Below are 20208 nucleotides of genomic sequence, written 5' to 3'. Positions count from 1 at the left end.
AAACGAAGGGGGAAAACAAATGGCTTGCAGCATCAAAATATATAACGAGGACAGAATAGGTGGCTGTGTCACGGAGCTTGCAACAGAAAAAACAAAAATACTGATAGATTTTGGACTGAGTCTGCCTGGAGCAAAGGACACCACCAACATAAAGTATGACTGGGACAAGGAAAGGGTGGATGCTGTATTCTTCACTCATTATCATGGGGACCATATTGGCCGTTTTATGGAGATTCCTGATGATGTGATCATGTATATGGGAAGGATTACCTTTAAGGTTTTGCTTAATATCCGTAAAGCACTTCATGACTGGGATACAGTTAATTCAATGAAAGCACGGCTGACCAAGGGGACGATTAAATTTGTAGAAGTCAACGAGTCTATTGCAATAAATGACGATGTGGTGGTAACCGGCTTTGCAGTGGATCATTCCGCTTATGATGCCCTTATGTATCTTGTGGAAGCTGATGGAAGGAATATCCTGTACACAGGGGATTTTCGGGACCATGGCCATCGTGGACATAAGAAGGGCAAAAATGGGGACAGAAATATCATTTTGGAGGTTATAGAAAAACATATCCTGAAGGATGGCAGACGTGTGGATGACCTTATTATTGAAGGCACAATGATGGGGGAACGGTCCCAGGAAAAGCGTTTTTCAGAGAAAGACCTTATGGCTTGGGCCACTGAGTATTTCAAGGAACATAGACATATTTTTCTCAGGATTTCTTCCACCAATGCAGACAGTCTGGCCAGCTTTTATCAGGCTGCCAGGAAAAATGGGATAAAAATGTATGCCAACAAGTATATTTTGCAGCAGTTTAAAGTATATAGACAGGCCGGCAAAAGATGGCACACTTCCATGTATAATTTCTACAATGTACAGCCATTACCGTTTATATCTGACAAAGAAGGAGCGGATAACACACAGGCCCTAAACATCATAAGAGAAATGCGGAAAAAGGGCTTTGTGGCAGTAGTCAGGGAAGCAGAGCATTATGAGCGGGTTATGGATGAGCTTTCGGACACTAAGCCGGAATTGATTTATTCCATGTGGGATGGCTATTTGAATCCGGAGAATCAGGCTTATGATGAAAAGCTGGCTGCATTTTGCAAGAAATATAACGCTTTTTCCAAGCACACCAGCGGACACGCCTTCACTGAGCTAATCGAGCAGGTAATAAACAAGGTGAATCCCACCCACAAAATCTGGCCGATACATACGGAAAACGTCGCTGGCTTTAGGGCGTTGAACATTTCCGAAGAGCTAAAGTCGAAGTTACAGGAGGATTAACAAATGACAAAATATGTATTTGATCAATTTACTGTTGGCAGCTCTAATCGCATGGCATATTCATTAGCTTTTGATATGGCCACTAATCCAGACATAAAACATAATCCAATTTATTTGTACGGTGGTATAGGCGTTGGTAAGACTCATTTATTGCGTGCTATAGGCAATGAGTTCATAAAAAAGAATCCAGATAATAAAGTGATTTATACAACTGTACAGCAATTTACAGAAGAAATGGTTAACGCTTTGAGAGACAACAATATGGATAAGTTTAGGCTAAAGTACAGCAATGTAAGCCTTTTACTTATGGATGAAATTCAATCGTTAGTTTATCGCCAAAGGACTACGAAAGAACTATTACTTATCCTTAATGAGATGAAGAAAGCGAATGGTCGGATAGTTTTTTCTGGTAATTGCCCACATAATATGATTGGCAAAAAGTATGATGAGAAAAAATGGTTGGAGAAAAATCTACATATCAAATTGTCCAGTAAGTCAATAGCAGTGATTCACAAGCCAGATTTGGAAACAAGGATTGCCTTTTTAAAAGGCAAGGCTGAAATAAAAAATATCAATGTAGGTGATGATGTTATTCAGTATCTTGCTAACAATATAGACAGTAATATGCGAGAATTAAATGGTGTCTTAGAAACAGTGATGGGCTATGCTGAGTTGCTGCAATCTGATATAACAACTGATCTGGCGGCTAAGGCATTGCAAGGATTTTTAGCTAATTCCAGCGGAAATGTTATACCACAAGTTGACACAAAAAATGAAATAAACGAAGATAAAACTTCAAACTTTGCACATTTCTTAATCTCTGAGGTGGTTGCTAATCCTGGAGGAAAATATAATCCGGTTTATTTGTACGGAGATACAGGTGCAGGTAAGACACATTTATTGCATGATATTGGTGATGAGTTCAAGAAGAATAATCCAGAGAAAGCAGTAGTTTATACCACTGGAGGGGAATTTACAGAGGAATTAATTGGTTCTGTTCGTGATAATAAAATAGAAATATTTTTAAAAAAGTATAGAAATGCGGACCTTTTACTTCTGGATGATATTCAGTTATGCAGTCGTAGACTGCCAATTCAGGAAGGATTACGCAATATCTTTGATGCTGTGATGGACGCAAATAATCAGATAGTTATTTCTGGAGATTGTCCACCTTATAAGTCAAGAGGATTGTTAGAAGAACTTCGTTCCAGATTTTCTGGTGGAGTGGTAGTGAATATGAACAGGTACAGGCTGAAAGAGAAACTGGACAACAATGTTCAGGATATATGGGGGGAGAAAAGGTAAATGTATGGAGCAATATTAGGTGATATGATAGGCGCACCTTATGAGTTTGATCGGGGGAATAAATCAAAGGACTTTATTCTGTTTGATCCCCGGAAGCTGGTCAGATACACAGATGATACGGCAATGACCCTGGCAATAGCCAAGGGGATAATGACAGTGGGAACTGATTCGGACGAAGTAACAATGAAAAAAGCATTTATTACGTGTATGCAGGATATTGGCAACAGATATGCTGTCAGGGATTATGGGGGTATGTTTGCAAGGTGGTTAAGATTACCAAATCCTCAGCCTTATAACAGCTTTGGGAATGGAGCTGCCATGCGGGTTTCTGCCATTGGTTGGTCCTTTGACTCATTGGAGATGACAAAAGAAGTGGCAAGATGGTCTGCTGAAATATCCCACAACCATCCAGAAGGAATAAAGGGGGCTGAGTCCATAGCGTCAGCAATATATATGGCTCGTACAGGCAGCAGCAAGGGTGAAATAAAGAAGTATATTGTTGAAAACTATGGCTATGTTTTTTCACGCACCCTTGATGATATCCGGCCGACATATCATCATGTGGAAAGCTGTCAGGAAACTGTCCCGGAAGCACTGACGGCATTTTTTGAAGGGACGGATTTTGAGGATGTTATTAGAAATGCCGTATCCCTTGGTGGTGATTGTGATACGCTGACCTGTATAGCGGGTTCGGTAGGCGAAGCAATGTATGGCGTCCCTGATGAAATGAAAAAGGAATGTGAAAGCAGACTGCCAGAAGAATTTCTCGGTATAATGACAGATTTTGAGCAATATAAAATTGGAGCAAAATAATAGATATATTTAAATTGGGCATGTGCAATATTTTGTACATGCCCTTTGATATTATAAAAACAAAAGTGAATGTCATGGTTTTGGGAAAGGGGAAATTTCTATGGATAAGGATAAACTGCAGGAGATTTTAGAACGTCATGAAAAATGGCTTATAGGTGAAATTGGTGGAGAAAAAGCTGACCTTTCTGGAGCTGACCTGAGTGAAGCAGACTTGTGTGGATTTGATTTGTGTTATGCTGACCTGAGGGGGGCCAATCTGCAGGGGGCTAATCTGAGTGGAGCAGATTTGAGTTTTTGTTTCCTGGATAAAGCTGATTTGCGTGGAGCCAATTTGAGTGAAAGTATCCTGAATAGGGCCGAAATGTGGTCGGCCAATCTTCAGGGGGCGACCCTTTGTAATACTGTTTTTGATGGGGCTAATCTGCATGATGCCAACCTGAGCAATACTGACCTGCGTGGTGCTTTATTAAATGGAACCAATTTAACCGCAGCTAAACTGCCATCCAGGATTTTGCAGGTCGGTCCGGTAGGAAGTCAAAAAGAATATGTTGTATGCTACATTGATGACAATTTAATCAGGCGCGATTGGCTTACAAGCGATTGGGAAGGAACACTTGAAGAATTCAAACAACATATTGATGAAGAGTATCCTGAAGGTCAGTATAGGCAGGAATTCTTGGTTGTTGTCGATATGTGTGAAGCAATGATGAAGATGGAAGATAACTAGGATGATAATGACCGGGTGTTAGGAGATGGATGAAATGTTATTGCTGATATTAATAATTTGGCTGGCATTGTCGGTTTTATGTGTTTGGCTTCTTTGGTCCGGTTTACGCTCAGCCTCATTGGGGGAGATAGTGCTGTTCTGGCTGCTGTTCTGGGATGATGATGCACCGTTTCATGATTGGTTTTAGAAAAAAGGAAATGAGTAGTGACTGTAGAATATACAATTGTAGATGTATTTAGTAATCAGTAATTTAGGAGGGGTATTTAATGAGGTCTTGCGAAAAACTATTGGATAATCTTAAAAACAATCATATAGATGAATACAAATATCTTGTAAAAAAGTGTTTTGAGACAGACGAGCAAGGAAACAGGGTGTTTTTTGTTGGATTTAGAAGAGATTATCTAGAGTTATATTACAAGGGGATGTGTGCATTTAAACTTACCGAAAAGGAAGGAAATACAATTTACGAGACGGATCGTTATTATGTTGAAGATGATGATTCTAAAAAAGAAATGACATTTGATGTTTTACAGGATTCATTTGAGACTATATGTAGGCAAATCAAAAAGCATGTTTCTGGAGGACACGATCGGAAAAAAAGACGGGAAAAAATATGTCAGCAATGGCTTATGAATGGCGCGAACCAGGTTTTGGATGATTGGTATTACATTGACATGGAATACATTGATAAAACTAATCCTTGTGGACGATTCGATATGATTGCTATAAATCGTAAATTGAATAAAGAGAGGAAACATGATGTTGCACTTATTGAGTTAAAGGTAACGAATAGAAGCTTTAAAGGGCTGAACGGAAAAACTTATGGAGAAAAAAAAGAAGAATATGAGGAATTGAGTAAAAATCTTTACATTGCTAAGCATCGAAAAGTCAAATATGGAAGTGGTGTTGTAAGTCATATTGCTGATTTTCTACGGTATTTATATAATACTGCTTCATATACCAATCAGTTGAGACATGAATTGGTTGAAATGATTAAATCAAATATTGAATTAGGGATAATTGATCCCCAAAACCCGCTATATGGTGTAAATACTGTGGATATGATATCAGATAAGCCACAAATTTATATTGTCAGTTACTCTTATACACCATCATTGGATGGCGATAAAGATACTAAATCCGAAGTAAAATCGATGAAAAGATCTTTTTACAAGTATCTGTATGATAGTGATTATTCATTGGAGAATATGTTAAATCCATCACAGATAGAAGGCATTTTAAATGAAAAAGATAGTTTTAAAGAATTTATCAAAGACGATACTAGAAGAAAGATTTGTATTAAGGAAAAAGTTAGAGGAGAGGAATACATTTTCAATATTGCTTTTGTAGATCCTGACGAGGATAATCCACTTGTTTGTATATTTTAATAGAATTAATACAGTTGTCGTGGCATGTTTGGTATTTGTACGAAATAAAACTGTATTTCTGAGCAGCCAACATATAAAGAATATTGATGTATTCAAAATTAAAAAGATTAGATTCAATTTGGGTATGTGCAGTATATTGCACATGCCCTTTGTTATTATGTAAACAAAATAAGATAGTGCGTTCAGGGGCAGGGGCACTGGTGTATTAGCTTTTAAGATTATAAATAATGAGGGCAAAATATCTACATATAGGGTATAATAATAAGATGAGTAAATAGTGGAGGATTAAGCATGGAAGAAAGTATGCTTGAGAACAATAATATAGATTTTGCCCACTTACATGTACACACAGAGTACAGTTTGCTGGATGGTGCTAATAGGATAAAGCCGTTGGTGAAGCGGGCCAAGGAGCTGGGGATGAAGCACCTGGCCATTACTGACCATGGCAATATGTTTGGTGTTATCGATTTTTATAAGGCGGCCAAGGCTGAAGGGATTAATCCTGTTATTGGCTGTGAGGTCTATGTGGCTCCCCGGGACCGTCGGGAGACCTTTGAGGTAGATGGTACCAAGTATTATCACCTGATTTTGCTGGCGGAAAATCAGACTGGATACAAGAATCTGGTGCAGCTGGTGTCCAAGGCCAACATTGAGGGTATGTACTATAAGCCTCGTATAGACAAGGAGCTGCTGCGGGAGTATCATGAGGGAATTATCTGTCTCAGTGCCTGCATCGCCGGGGAAATTCCCGCCTGGATTCTGCGTGGGGACATGAGTAGAGCGGAAAAGTCCCTTCAGGATTATTTGGATATTTTTGGCAAGGAGAATTTCTTTATTGAGATTCAGGACCATGGCATGGAGCAGGAGCATAAGGCCAATGAAGGTCTTGTTGAGCTGGCCCGTAAATACGGCGTTGGCCTGGTAGCCACCAATGATGCTCATTATCTGACCCGTGAGGCCAGTGAGTATCATGATATTCTTTTATGCATTCAGATGAAGAAAACCGTGGATGATCCAGGCAGGATGAAGTTTTTTGGCAGCGACTTTTATTTGAAGAGTCCGGAAGAAATGGCCCAGCTGTTTCCGGAGTATCCGGAGGCTCTTTCCAATACTGTTAAAATAGCAGAGCGTTGTCACGTTGAATTTGATTTTGAGAGCCGCCATTTGCCACGGTTCCCATTGCCGGAGGGGATGACGGATGAGCAGTATCTTAGAAAGCTCTGTGAGGACAATCTGTCTTCCCATTATCCGGAGGAAACCAAAGAGGTGCGGGATCGGCTGGAGTATGAGCTGGGTGTTATTCACACCATGGGCTTTGACAGCTATTTCCTTATTGTATGGGACTTTATAAATTATGCCCGCAGCCAACAGATTCCGGTGGGCCCGGGGCGTGGTTCGGCGGCTGGCAGTATTGTAGCTTATTTACTGGGAATTACGGATATTGACCCATTAAAATATTCCTTGCTCTTTGAGCGTTTTTTGAACCCTGAGCGCGTAACCATGCCGGATATCGACGTGGATTTTTGTTATGTCCGTCGTGAAGAGGTTATTGATTATGTAAAACGTCGCTATGGTGAGGACCATGTGGCCCAGATTGCCACCTTTGGTACCTTGGCGGCCAAGGGTGCTATTCAGGATGTGGGCCGGGCCCTTGATATGTCATATAGTGACGTATTGCGGGTAAGCAAGCTGGTACCGGAAGAATTGGGCATAACCATTCAGAAGGCCATTGACAGCACCAAGGAGCTGCGGACTCTTTATGAGGAATCTCCTGAAGTGCATCGTTTGCTGGATTATGCCATGGGGGTAGAGGGACTGCCACGTCATTCTTCCACCCATGCGGCGGGTATAGTGATAGCCCGCAATCCTTTGACTGATTATTTGCCGGTAATGGTATCTGACGGCACTTTGGTAACCCAGTATCCTAAGGACCATGTGGAGGAGTTGGGCCTGTTAAAAATGGATTTTCTGGGGCTGCGTACTCTTACGGTGCTGGATGATGCCATTAAGAATATCAAGAAAAATCGGGGCCTTGATGTTGATTTGCGCACTATTCCATTGGTGGACAAAAAGACCTCGGAGCTTCTCTGCAACGGTTATACCAGCGCGGTGTTCCAGATGGAATCCAGCGGCATGACCAATATAATTAAGGAACTGCGGCCGGAAGGCTTTACAGACCTTATTCCTTTGGTGGCCCTGTACCGCCCGGGTCCACTGGGCAGCGGCATGGTGGATGACTTTATTGCTGGTCGTCATGGCACCAAGGAAGTAACCTATATGCACCCACTGTTGGAGCCTATTCTGAAAGAAACCTTTGGCGTGGTGCTCTATCAGGAACAGGTTATGCAGATAGTGCAGGTGCTGGCTGGCTTTACCTTGGGACAAGCGGATTTGCTGCGCCGTGCCATGGGTAAGAAAAAGGCGGCCATTCTGATGGCCCAGAAGGAAAATTTCTTAAAGGGCTGTGAGCAGAATGGCATTGATGGGGAGCTGGCCAATAAGATATTTGACTTGCTGACTCATTTTGCTGACTATGGCTTTAATAAATCCCATAGTGCGGCTTATGCTTATGTGGCCTGGCAGACAGCTTATCTAAAGGCCAATTATCCTGAGGAATTTATGGCGGCCATGCTGACCAGTGTTATGAATACCACCGACAAGGTCAGTGTTTATATTGAGCAGTGCCGGCGCATGGGCATTGCTGTGCTGCCACCGGATATAAATGCCAGCTCCACCAACTTTAGCGTTGATGGCTCAGCTATTCGCTTTGGCTTGGCAGCGGTAAAGAACGTTGGTGAGGCGGCCCTTATTAATCTGGAAGTGGAACGCAACAATGGTGGTCCTTTTACGTCATTGATGGATTTCTGCAGCCGGATAGATATGCGGACCATTAACAAGCGGGTTATTGAAAGCCTGATTAAATGCGGTGCCTTTGATTCCATTGGGGCTCGGCGGTCCCAGCTGCTGGATGTGTTATCCCAGACTGTTGATGCTGCGACGGTGGCACAGAAGGATAAGGCTACCGGACAGATGGGCCTCTTTGACGAAGAGGAGCTGAACACTGTAACTGAGGTGAAGCTGCAGGATATTCCTGAGGTGGATAACAGTACCCGGCTTATGTGGGAGAAGGAAATCACCGGCTTCTACATTACAGGCCATCCTTTGGATGAATATGGTGATACTCTCAAGGGCTTTACCGGTATAAGCAATATTTTGGCCGGAAAGGTCAAGGACGGCAAGAATGTGAAGCTGGGTGGCATGATAGTTAGTGCCAAGCGTATTGCCACCAAGAAGGGTGACACCATGTGCTTCCTGGAGGTGGAGGATTTCTCCCATTCCATTGAGGTGGTGGTATTCCCAAAGGTGTTCTATAGTTGCGTTAATGCATTGGAGCCTGATTCGGCAGTCATGATCGGCGGCAAGGTTAATTATACTGATGAGGGTATCAAGGTATTGGCTGACAGAGTTTGTCTGCTAAGGGATTATAAGCCGGATATTTACCTGGCCATCAGTGCGGCTCATGAAAATGACGCAGTGTATAAGGCTGTAAAGGATGTGCTGACTACCCATCAGGGCGATCACGTTGTATATATTTATTATTCTGCGCGCAAGAAGGTTATTAAAACGGAGCAGTCTATGTGGATAGATGGCTCCGAGGAAGCCTTGTCACTGTTAAAGGAAATTTTGGGTGATGATTGCGTAAAGACCAGATAGGTTCTGATAAGTCCAGATAAATGCTAGAGAAAGTTGAGGTTATTTACATGGGCGAAATTAAATGTGGGCCAAAGACGGGAGTATTGCTTCTGGCCGGCGGTCATTTTATGATAGATTTTTACAATAATTTTCTGCCGGTGCTGCTGCCGATAATCATGGTTAGGATGGATATGTCCTTGACCATGTGCGGCCTGCTGGTTATGGTGCTGTCCATAACAGCCAATCTGCTGCAGCCAATCTTCGGCTATATCTTTGATAAGCATAACTTCAGCCGAAGCATGGTGTATGCGGTGGCCCTGTCTGGTGTCTTTATGTGCGTTGTGGGCTATGCCCCCAACAAGCTGGTGCTTTTCCTTCTGTGTGCCCTTTTGGGCGTGGCGGTATCTGCCTATCATCCTCTGGGGACCTCACTTTTGCGTAAGGTCAGCAGTAAGATGAATATGGGCCGGTCCGTATCCATTTATGTGGCCGGGGGCAATATCGGCTTTGCTCTGGCTCCGGTGCTGGTGGTGGCCTTTTTGGACCGCTTTCCGCTGGAGAGCCTGCCTGTGCTGATTATTCCGGGGGTGCTGCTGGCGGCGGCCTATATCTTCACCAATTTGTGGAATTTGCCTTCAAAAAGCGACAAGCCTTCTGATGAAGCGGTAGAAACTGACTTTAAGAGTATCCTGCGTAATATTGATGTGGTGCGGCTTAATCTGGCCATGGGCTTTCGCTGCTGGACCCATGTATCGGTGGTAACCTTTTTGCCTTTGCTGATGCAGAGCAAGGGTATATCTGCTGTTATGTCCGGTACTCTTTTGGGAGTATTTTTGGTAGGTTCAGCCATTGGTGGACTTTTTGGCGGTGAAATAGGGGACAGAACCAACCACAAGAAGGTTATGGCCTATTCTCTGGTGCTGGCCATTATTCCGGTGGTGTATTTCTTCTTGATGCCTAATACCAGCATATTGGCCATTATTGCCCTGTTTTTTGCCGGTGCATTGCTGATGGCACCGCAGCCCAGCTCCATTGTGTGGACGGGACACTTGATGCCTCAGTTCATCGGTGTGGCCAGCGGCATGATGATGGGCCTTTGCTACGGTATTGGCAGTATCGGTGCGGCGGTCACTGCTGTGCTGGGTGATTATATCGGCCTGGAAACAGCCCTTTTAATAAGCATTGTTCCGGTCTTTTTGGCCATTTTCATGATTGTACGCACTCCATATAGAGAAGTGTGATATCATTGCATACAAAATCGGACCTCTGCCTTTCGGTGGAAGTCCGATTTTTCATGTAGTTTCGTTCTTTTAGCCATTGTTGAAAGAACAGGCTTTTTATGTTATGATATTTCAGTTAGGGTATGTATAAATGCCTATATAAATACTAATGAAAGCGAGGCGATTATTTGCCAGCTATAACCTACGAATTGATAAAGCAGGATCCGGCTACGGGGGCTCGTGCGGGTATTATCCACACCCCTCATGGCAGCTTTCCTACTCCAATATTTATGCCAGTTGGTACTCAGGCGTCCGTAAAGGGCGTATCTCCTGAGGAGCTTCATGATATGGGGGCGGGGATTATCCTCAGCAACACCTATCATCTGTTTTTGCGTCCTGGGTCTGATCTGGTAAGGGAGGCCGGCGGCCTTCATAAGTTCATGAATTGGGATGGAGCTATTCTCACCGACAGTGGCGGGTTCCAGGTGTTCAGCCTAGGTGATCTCCGCAAGATTACCGAGGAGGGGGTTACCTTCCGTTCACATATTGACGGTTCCAAGAAGTTCCTGTCTCCAGAGGTGTCCATGAAGGTTCAGATGGATTTGGGTTCTGATATTGTCATGGCCTTTGACGAGTGCATTCCATATCCGGCTGATTATGACTATGCCAAGGCATCCACAGCCCGTACAACCCGTTGGGCCCAGCGGTGCAAGGAGGTCATGACCAGCGAGCATCAGGGTCTCTTTGGTATTGTTCAGGGCGGTATGTACAAGGACCTCCGTACCCGCAGCGTCAATGAGCTGGTGGAGATGGATTTTCCGGGCTATGCCGTTGGCGGTCTCAGCGTAGGCGAGCCTAAGGAGCTTATGTATGAGATGCTTGACCATACAGTTGAGCAGCTGCCAAAGGACAAGCCACGTTACCTCATGGGGGTTGGTACTCCTGACTGTCTGGTAGAGGGCGTTATGCACGGTATTGATATGTTTGACTGTGTATTCCCGACCAGAGTGGCCAGAAATGGTACTGCCATGACCTGGCATGGCCGTCTGGTAATGAAGAATGCTGAATTCACCAGCGATTTCAGACCGCTGGAGGAGGGCTGTGACTGCTATGCCTGCCGCAACTTCAGCAGGGCCTATATCCGTCATTTGGTAAGAGCCAATGAGATATTCGGCCTGAGACTTCTTTCTTTGCACAATCTCCGCTTCCTGCAGAGATTTATGCATGAAATGCGTCAGTCAATTATTGAGGACAGATTTGGCGAGTTCCGCCGGAATTTCCTTGATTCTTATAATTATTCTGCCAAGAGAGCAGATTAAGGGGGTATTTTAATGGGGGAAGATTTCTTTGGTCTCGGTAATGCAGCACCTATAATCCTGATGGTTATCCTGTTTTATGTACTGCTTTACCGTCCACAGAAGAAGCAGCAGGAGAGACAGCAGGATATGGTGTCCAAGCTGAAGCGGGGAACCAAGGTTGTTACCCGTGGCGGCATTTTCGGCAGGGTGGACCTGGTAAAGGAGACCACTGTTATGCTGGAGGTTGCCGAGGGTGTAGTTATTGAGGTGGCCAAGCCAATGATAGCTACTGCCTTTGTTACAGAGGAGGAGCTGAAGGAGAGCAGTGAGCCTGTTCAGTCCACCACTGAGGAAGCAAAGGATAAAGAATAATGAGTGATGACCTCATGTTATTAAAAAAAGAGCTCAGGCGGAATGCTTTAGCCAAACGGCGGGCCATGAGCCATGAGCAGCGGGATGCGGAGAGTCATTGCATAGCTGAATTATTGAAGGATTTTGAGCTATATAAAAAGGCATCCTGCGTTTTTTGTTATGTTTCACTGGAGGATGAAGTCCATACCACGGAAATCATGGAGCAGGTCCTAAGGGACGGAAAAAAGCTCTGCATTCCCTATATTGCGGAGCCCCAAAGCCGGATTATGACTGCGGCCAGAGTTCGTGCCTTGAGTGAGCTGACGCCGGGGGCCTTTGATATACTCAGCGTCAGTGAGGAAAGCTACCAGGAGGTAAGCCCACAGGAGATTGATTTTGTGGTGGTGCCTGGTACGGCCTTTGATCGAAAGGGTCATCGCATCGGTATGGGCGGCGGATATTATGACATATTCCTTGAAAAAATCCCCAAGGCGGCCCTGGTGGCCGTGGCCTACGAGAGTCAGGTGCTGGAGGAGATCAAGGTTATGGACCACGATATTCCCGTGGATTATCTTCTATTACATAATGGAATTATAAAATGTTCCGAATAATATACTTGAAAGAAGGATGAAGGTAGTTGAGAAAGGATAGTTTATTAAAGCTTCTGGCTGCTGTTGTCATCACTGTCACCGTGTTCTTTGCTTTTGTTGGTCCGCTGGCAAAGTCCATCAGACAGGGTCTTGACCTGCAGGGCGGTACCCATGTGGTACTGGAAGCTGAGGACACCCCGGAAGCACCAGTTAATGGTGATGCCATGGATCGCGTAGTGCGTATCATGGAGAAGCGAGTTAATGAGTTGGGCTTGGCAGAGCCAATTGTACAGCGTCAGGGTGAGCGCCGTATCATTATTGAGCTGCCGGGTATCAAGGACCCAGATAAGGCAATCCAGGTTATTGGTAAGACCGCAATGCTGGAGTTCAAGAATGACAAGGGTGAGACTGTTCTCACTGGTACTGATTTGAAGGATGCCCGTGAGCAGACTGACCAGCAGGGCCAGAATCTGGTTGAGCTGGAGTTCAGCCCGGAGGGCGGCGAAAAGTTCGCTGATTTGACCACCAAGAATGTAGGCCGTAATATTGCCATTCTGTTGGATGGTGAAGTGCTTACCAACCCTCGTGTAAACGAGCCAATTATGGGTGGCAAGGCTGTTATCACTGGTAACAAGACCCTGGAGGAGGCCCACAATCTGGCTATTCTCCTGAGAAGTGGTTCTCTGCCGGTTAAGGTTAACATCATTGAGACCCGTACTGTAGGTCCTTCCCTTGGTCAGGATTCCAAGGATAAGTCCGTATACGCTTTTGCTATCGGTCTTGGTGCCGTAGTACTGTTTATGATTTTGTTCTATCGTCTGCCAGGCCTTATTGCAGATATTGCCCTTATGGCTTACGTTATCATTCTGCTCTTCAGCCTGAAGATGCTGGATGCAACCCTTACCTTGCCGGGTGTGGCTGGTATTATCCTGTCCATCGGTATGGCGGTTGACGCCAACGTGCTGATATTCGAGCACTTTAAGGAAGAATTCCGCACAGGAAAGACCATGCGTCTGTCTATGGATGCCGGTTTTGAGCGTGCATTTACTACAATTTTTGACTCCAACATCACTACTATTATTGCCTCTGCAGTATTGTTCTGCTTTGGTACCGGTAGTATCAAGGGCTTTGCCATTACCCTTGGCCTCGGTGTTGTTTTGTCCATGTTCACTGCTATTACTCTTACCCAGTTCATGTGTAAGAACCTGATTGCAGCAAATCTCTTCAAGAATCCTGCTATCTACGGTTATGGTATCAGCAATGTAGGACAGGAGAAGGAGGAGGTGACCAAGCTTGGCTAAGAAGTATGTTGAACAGCAGGTTAATATTCCGTTTGATATAATGCGTCGTTCCAAGATTTGGTTCGCCATTTCCCTGCTTATTATCATTCCTGGTATTTTCAGTATGTTCACCAATGGCTTTAACTTCGGTATTGATTTCACCGGTGGTACCATTATCGACATGCGTTTTGAAAAGGAAGTAACCCTTCCTGAAATTCGTGATTCCTTAAGAAAGTACAATCTGGATAATGCAACTATTCAGTTATCCGGTGATGTTACCAATGTAGAGGCCTCCAAGGATGTTATGATTCGTACCATTGACCTGGAGGAGAACGACCGCAAGGCGGTTATGGCCACCCTTAAGGAGGATGTGGGCAGCTACACTGTACTCCGTGAGGAGAAGGTTGGTGCTACCATCGGTGGCGAGCTGATTATGGATGCCGTTATGGCAACCCTGATTTCCTGGGTACTGATTATTATGTACGTATCCTACCGCTTTGAGTGGCGCTTCGGTGTGTCTGCGGTATTGGCCCTGGTACATGATATTCTGATTGTACTGAGTATTTTCTCCTTCACTCAGAAGCAGGTGGACAGCTCCTTTGTAGCGGCTGTACTGACCATCGTTGGTTATTCCATCAATGATACCATCGTAATTTTCGACCGTATCAGAGAGAATCTGAAGCTTCACTTCCGTCGTGGCGGTGACCTGTATGAGCTGGCAAATCGCAGTATTTACCAGACCCTGACCCGTTCCCTGTACACAGTGTTTACTTGCTTGTTTACTACCTTTGCACTGTACTGGTTCGGCGGCGATACCACCAAGGATTTCGCCTTTGCACTGCTGTGCGGCTTCTTCAGCGGCTGCTATTCCTCAATATTTATTGCAAGCCCATTGTGGGTAACCATGCGTAATATTGCAGAAAGCAAAAAGAATGGTGCTGGACATAAGCCAGCAGCTACTGAAGCATAATAGATAACAAAAAAGGACTACTTCTTTTATGGGAGTAGTCCTTTTATTATGTGGAAAAGTTTTGAAGTAATGGGGGAGGTCTATGGGCGGACGTAGTTTACATCGGTACTTAGTGAATTCAAGCTGAAAGCGAAGAATGAACTTAGTATCCGTTATGTAAACTAGTGAGCGAGAGCGTTCCGCACATGGATCTCCACCATTACTTTATATAGATTCTTGCGAAAATAAAAACGCACTGTCGGGGAGACAGCGCGTTTTTATTTGGGTTGTTAGATAAAGGGAATATCTATAATAAGTGACCCATCGGGGTGGCAGGCCACCTACTATCTAAAGATTGCTTTACCAAAATTGGGATTATTTATATTATTCCTAGAGCTACTGCACCAAGCATTGCCGCCATCAGTACAACGTACCATATTACCCACGGCAACGCAGCGGCTTTTATCATCTTACCTTCGGCACCTATTATGCCCGTGGTAGCGCACACCGCGACGATATTGTTGATGCAGACGATATTACCAACGGCACCACCCTGGTTCTGGAGAGCAACGATAAATACCTGAGGAATGTTCAGGATGGTTGCAGTCTCAAACTGGAGCGGAGTAAACATGATGTTGGATACTGTGTTGGAACCAAACATGAATGCACCGATGGTACCAATGAATGGAGCAACGAATACATAGTTGGCACCAGCCAGATCAGCCATACCCTTGGCCATGGATACCAGCATGGAATCCCAGCCTAATGGGTTGGCATTGGAGTAACGATAAATGTAAACCATTGCAAAGCCGAAGAGCAGGGCGATGGTTGCACCGTAGAGCTGATTGTAGGATTTCTTTACGATGCCCTTTACCTGTGTTGCACTTAAGCCATAGAACGGTATGGAAATTAGTACGACTAAAACGAATGGGAACAAACCAGGGTTGTTGAGATACTTCATGGCAAAGCCGGCACCTTCAACGCCCATGATGTTGTTCATGGAGAATACGAAGCTGGTAATGATACCCTTAAGACCGATTTCCGGAATTCTGGTAAGTACCAGCCAGAGAGCGATGAGAAGATAAGGAGTCCAGGCCTTCAAAAGGGACATGGATGGTTTATCATCAGTAGTTGCGGTAGCCTCTGCCTTACGCTCAGTACCAGGGAAACGCCATGTTTCTTTTGGTACAAGGAACCCGGCCTTGGCCGCACCGAGGGTTGCGAAGATAGTAACAGCACCGGCACAGATGGATACCAGCTCGGAACCGATGAATCTTGCAACGATGAGATAAACAACGTCAAATACTACAGTAGTGAACAATACGAATGGAACCATTGGCAGGGAATGCTTGAAGAAAGACTTTTCTTCGCTGTACTGCTTGGTTACGATTGCCAAAACTACCATAATAACAAAGAAAGTACCAGCTGCAAGACCAACTGCAGTAGCCCAAGACAAGTCAAGCTTCCACGCTTCAAGGTCAGTAACTCCGATAGTAGGGAGTGTGTCCTTCAAAATCTCGGCTGCGGAGTTGGTTGGTGTACCGGCTGCACCGAAGGATACTGGAGGTGAATCCAGGATCAGACAGGAAACTGCTGCTGCCATTGGAGGGAAGCCAAGACCAATCAGCAGTGGTGCGCAGATAGCCGGTGGAGTACCGAAGCCTGCAGCACCCTCGATAAATGCTGAGAGTGCATAACCAACGATAATCAGCTGAATGCGGGCATCCTCGGAGATACCGTTGAACATCGACTCGATTCTGTGCATTGCCCCGGCTTCGTTCAGCATATTCATAAGAAGAATAGCGCCGAAGATTATCAGCAGGGTATCAATGGACCCCAGGAAACCGGTTATGGTATAAGCTGTAACATGGAGCAAATCCATCTGCCAGTAGAACAGACCAATCAAACAGATGGATAACCAGGCGATTGGCAGTACCTTTTTAGCTGGCATATTTACACCTACCGTTAATATGATGGTAAGTATAATTGGTATTGCGGCAATAATTGCTAACACATATATCATCTCCTTGCATTTCATTCATATATAATGAAAAGATTCATTATATGTTACTTAAGCCGAATAGAAATGGTTTGCTTGTTCACTGAAATGAATGAACGGCTATTTGTAAGATGATTTCCATATACGCCTATAAAAAATATAATAACGTATTCAATTGTTATGATAATTATATGGGATAAATTTGTAATAATCAAGAAAAATGTAGAAAATTGTCTGAATAATTTTTTCAATAAAATATTAATTAAAACGAATTTTAGCATTGATTTTAGATTATTTAATCCTATTGACAGACGATTTGTACGATATTATAATAAAACGTGAATAGAAATGGTTTGATGATTTTGTTGGATGAATTTCTCTGAAAGGAGAGTATCTAATGGAAAAGGTGTGTGTTAACTGGCCGGAAAAGGCGTTTATCAATGGATTGGTAGATGCCAAGTACTGGGCCGACTTTGAGGCAAATGCCACAGCTGCAGCTGCTCAGGTATATAAGGTAGCTGATTATGCAGCAGGTGAGGCAAAACTCAAGGAAGTGTTAAAAGAGTATGCCCCAAAGGAAATCATTGCCGTTGGTGGAGATGAAAATCCGGCATTGAAGGGGATCTACTCCAGATTGGATGCAGATGGGACAAAGGTATACACTGAAAAGTTCGACATTGCTGAACATGCTGCCAGCGCGGATGTTGGCATTTCAACAGCCGAATTTGGTGTAGGAGAGTCCGGAAGTCTTGTTGTTGATAATTTTTCATATGAAGCAAGAGTAACCAGTATGCTTCCGTTTGTAAATGTTGTTTTCGTAAATGCCAATTATATGGTAGAAAACATCACAACTGCCTGCCAGATTATTGGCAAGGTCTTCACGAAAGGCTATTGCGGATTTGTTACTGGCCCAAGCCGTACAGCAGATATTGAGCGTGTATTGAGCCTTGGTGTTCATGGCCCTAACAAGCTCATTGTAATCGCTGTAGAGAACGAAGGGGGGGCTAAGTAATGGCACGTGATCTGAAAAGAGAAATAAAGTCAAAGCTTCAAGATGACATAATGCAGGATGCATTGTCACGCTTTGCAGATCAGTATCCAGGTTCCCGTCTTAAGTCTTATGCCGGTCAGGATATTGAAGAGCTTCGTGAAAACTTGCGTTGCATGAAGGCTGATGCAGTTGACCACATTGACGAGCTGGCTGACAAGTTCGAAGAAAATGTCAAGGCCCGTGGTGGTGTAGTATTTAGAGCAAAGGATGGAGATGAGGTAAAGAAATTCCTCATTCAGATCTGTAAGGAAAATGGTGTCAAGAGAGTTGTAAAATCCAAGTCCATGGCATCCGAGGAAATTCATCTGAACGAGTGCTTTACCGACAACGACATCCGTGTCAAGGAAACCGACCTTGGTGAGTGGATGATTGCCATTGCAGGCCAGAAGCCATCCCACATGGTTATGCCTGCTATCCATCTGAACCGTTATCAGTGTGCGGAAATGTTTGAGAAGGAGCTCCAGGAGGAGGTTCCGGGCGAAGACATTCCATACATGATTCAGAAGGCCCGCCAGACCCTGCGTCAGGAGTTCCTTCAGGCTGATATGGGTATCACCGGTGCAAACTTCGGTATTGCAGAAAATGGTGCCATCGGCCTTGTTACCAATGAGGGTAATGCCCGTCTGGTAACTACTCTTCCTAGAATTCATGTTGTACTTATTGGTTATGAAAAGTTAATTCCTAAGACAGAGGATGCAGCCAAGATCCTGCGCCTGCTGCCTCGTAATGGTACCTGCCAGAAGATGACCAGCTACATGACAATGATTGATGGTCCTACTCCTGTTATGTACAAGAAGGATGGCAAGTGGGTAGAGGAGGACAGAAAGCAGTACGTAATCCTCTTGGATAACGGCCGTCTTGAGGCTGCTCATGACCCTGTTATGAAGCAGGTTTATCAGTGCGTACGCTGTGCATCCTGCCTGAATGTTTGCCCAATCTGGACCCTGGTAGGCGGCCACGTATATGGCCATATCTACTCCGGTGGTATTGGTGCAATCCTTACAGGTCTCTTAAATGGTATTGAAAACTTTAGTCAGTTCTCCGATCTGTGTATTGGCTGCCGGACCTGTACTACGGTTTGTCCTGGTAAGATTCCAATTCCGGACCTCATTGATGAACTGAGAAATAGATATGTTAAGAAGCATGGTGTTCCTTCAATGGATAAGTCCTTCTTTGACAACGTACTCAACGACAGAGGCTTGTTCCACAAGCTGCTGCTGAAGGCCGGTTCCGTTGGTCAGGCACCATTTAAGTCAGGCAAGTACATCCGTCATTTGCCGCTGTTCTTCGCCGGCATGACCAAGGGCAGAAGCTTACCAACCATTGCTGAAAGATCCATTCGTGATCGGATGCCAGCTTTGGAAAAGAAGAATCCGTCCAATGCAAAGAAGAAGGTAGCATTCTTCAGTGGCTGTAACACTGACTTCGTATTCGCTGACACAGGCGAGAACGTAGTAAAGGTACTTCAGAGCCTGGGCATGGAGGTTGTATATCCTATGGCTCAGAGCTGCTGCGGCAAGCCAATCCTCGGTGTAGGCGACCGTGAGACTGGTATGAAGGCAGCAAAGCGCAATATTGAGGCTCTGGAAAGTGTTAAGCCGGATGTAATTGTTACTTCCTGCCCAACCTGTGCTGAGACTCTCAGTGAGACCTACGAAAAGCTCTTTGCCGATGACCCTGTTTGGGGTCCTAGAGCCAAGGCATTCTGTGCCAAGGTTCGCGAATTCTCCAGCTTTGTAGCTGAGGAATACAAGGCTCAGGGCAAGCTGTTGCCAGCTGCTGGCGGTGAGAAGGTAACCTTCCATGATTCCTGCCACATGAAGCGTGGGCTTGGCATTTATGAGGAGCCTAGAGCTCTCATCGATGCTACTCCAGGGGTTGAGCTGGTTGAGATGAAGAACTGCGATAAGTGCTGTGGTATGGCCGGTTCCTTCGGTATGAAGTATTCTGAGGTTTCTATCCCTATGCTGGAAGAAAAAGTGGAAAACATCAAGAATACCGGAGCTACCACCTGCGTTGTGGCCTGCCCATCCTGTATGATGCAGATTGGCGGCGGTCTTGATAACCAGAATACTGGCATCAAGGTAAAGCATATTGCAGATTTGTTGGCTGAAAAGCTGTAATTGGAAAATATTTCTTACTAAATTTGAAGAAATATTTTGACAATAGCGTTATAATATTAAGCAGGGGAACGTCCAGGGTAAGCATTATGCTTACCTTGGGCGATATAACGAGGTTTCACCTCGTTGA

At 44.6% G+C, this 20208-nt stretch carries 15 protein-coding genes; 14 read left to right on the top strand and 1 reads right to left on the bottom strand.

Features of this window, described 5'->3' with window-relative positions; all coding sequences use genetic code 11:
* Positions 1-19: 19 nt before the first annotated feature.
* The 12 genes from D081_RS06405 (at position 20) to secF (ending at position 14929) form a co-directional block, all read left to right on the top strand.
* Complete coding sequence (locus D081_RS06405; protein WP_158087581.1) at positions 20-1294, top strand: MBL fold metallo-hydrolase; 1275 nt, start codon at positions 20-22, stop codon at positions 1292-1294.
* 3 nt (positions 1295-1297) lie between these two features.
* Positions 1298-2599, top strand: a complete 1302-nt coding sequence (locus D081_RS06400; protein WP_085023355.1) for a DnaA ATPase domain-containing protein — start codon at positions 1298-1300, stop codon at positions 2597-2599.
* Complete coding sequence (locus D081_RS06395) at positions 2600-3412, top strand: ADP-ribosylglycohydrolase family protein (RefSeq protein ID WP_085023354.1); 813 nt, start codon at positions 2600-2602, stop codon at positions 3410-3412.
* 100 nt (positions 3413-3512) lie between these two features.
* Entirely contained in the window at positions 3513-4139 is a 627-nt protein-coding gene (locus tag D081_RS06390) for a pentapeptide repeat-containing protein (protein ID WP_085023353.1), read from the top strand.
* 266 nt (positions 4140-4405) lie between these two features.
* Positions 4406-5527, top strand: a complete 1122-nt coding sequence (locus D081_RS06385) for a hypothetical protein (protein ID WP_085023352.1) — start codon at positions 4406-4408, stop codon at positions 5525-5527.
* A gap of 291 nt (positions 5528-5818) precedes the next feature.
* The gene (locus D081_RS06375; RefSeq protein WP_085023350.1) at positions 5819-9241 is read left to right on the top strand and encodes a DNA polymerase III subunit alpha; all 3423 of its coding nucleotides are present in this window, start codon (positions 5819-5821) and stop codon (positions 9239-9241) included.
* A gap of 20 nt (positions 9242-9261) precedes the next feature.
* The gene (locus tag D081_RS06370) at positions 9262-10461 is read left to right on the top strand and encodes an MFS transporter (RefSeq protein ID WP_233127444.1); all 1200 of its coding nucleotides are present in this window, start codon (positions 9262-9264) and stop codon (positions 10459-10461) included.
* Between the two features lie 167 nt (positions 10462-10628).
* On the top strand, positions 10629-11759 hold the full coding sequence (gene tgt, locus D081_RS06365) for a tRNA guanosine(34) transglycosylase Tgt (protein WP_085023348.1): 1131 nt from the start codon (positions 10629-10631) through the stop codon (positions 11757-11759).
* Between the two features lie 12 nt (positions 11760-11771).
* Positions 11772-12110, top strand: coding sequence for a preprotein translocase subunit YajC (gene yajC, locus D081_RS06360; RefSeq protein WP_085023347.1), 339 nt, complete (start codon positions 11772-11774; stop codon positions 12108-12110).
* 14 nt (positions 12111-12124) lie between these two features.
* Entirely contained in the window at positions 12125-12700 is a 576-nt protein-coding gene (locus D081_RS06355; protein ID WP_158087579.1) for a 5-formyltetrahydrofolate cyclo-ligase, read from the top strand.
* A 26-nt stretch (positions 12701-12726) separates the two neighbouring features.
* Positions 12727-13980 carry a protein translocase subunit SecD gene (gene secD, locus D081_RS06350; RefSeq protein ID WP_085023345.1) on the top strand — a complete coding sequence of 418 codons (1254 nt, stop codon included), beginning with the start codon at positions 12727-12729 and terminating at the stop codon, positions 13978-13980.
* A 25-nt stretch (positions 13981-14005) separates the two neighbouring features.
* Positions 14006-14929 carry a protein translocase subunit SecF gene (secF, locus tag D081_RS06345; RefSeq protein WP_085023481.1) on the top strand — a complete coding sequence of 308 codons (924 nt, stop codon included), beginning with the start codon at positions 14006-14008 and terminating at the stop codon, positions 14927-14929.
* Between the two features lie 358 nt (positions 14930-15287).
* Here the strand turns inward: secF and D081_RS06340 are convergent, their stop codons facing one another.
* Positions 15288-16922, bottom strand: coding sequence for an L-lactate permease (locus tag D081_RS06340; RefSeq protein ID WP_085023344.1), 1635 nt, complete (start codon positions 16920-16922; stop codon positions 15288-15290).
* 382 nt (positions 16923-17304) lie between these two features.
* Between D081_RS06340 and D081_RS06335 the strand changes: the two genes are divergently transcribed.
* Positions 17305-17919, top strand: coding sequence for an LUD domain-containing protein (locus tag D081_RS06335; RefSeq protein ID WP_085023343.1), 615 nt, complete (start codon positions 17305-17307; stop codon positions 17917-17919).
* Complete coding sequence (ldhH, locus tag D081_RS06330; protein WP_085023342.1) at positions 17919-20081, top strand: L-lactate dehydrogenase (quinone) large subunit LdhH; 2163 nt, start codon at positions 17919-17921, stop codon at positions 20079-20081. Before D081_RS06335 ends, ldhH begins: the two co-directional genes overlap by 1 nt.
* Positions 20082-20208 lie beyond the last annotated feature (127 nt).

Origin of the sequence: Anaerovibrio sp. JC8, assembly GCF_002100115.1 — a bacterium.
Classification (GTDB): domain Bacteria; phylum Bacillota; class Negativicutes; order Selenomonadales; family Selenomonadaceae; genus Anaerovibrio.
This window is presented reverse-complemented; position numbering and strand designations above follow the sequence as displayed.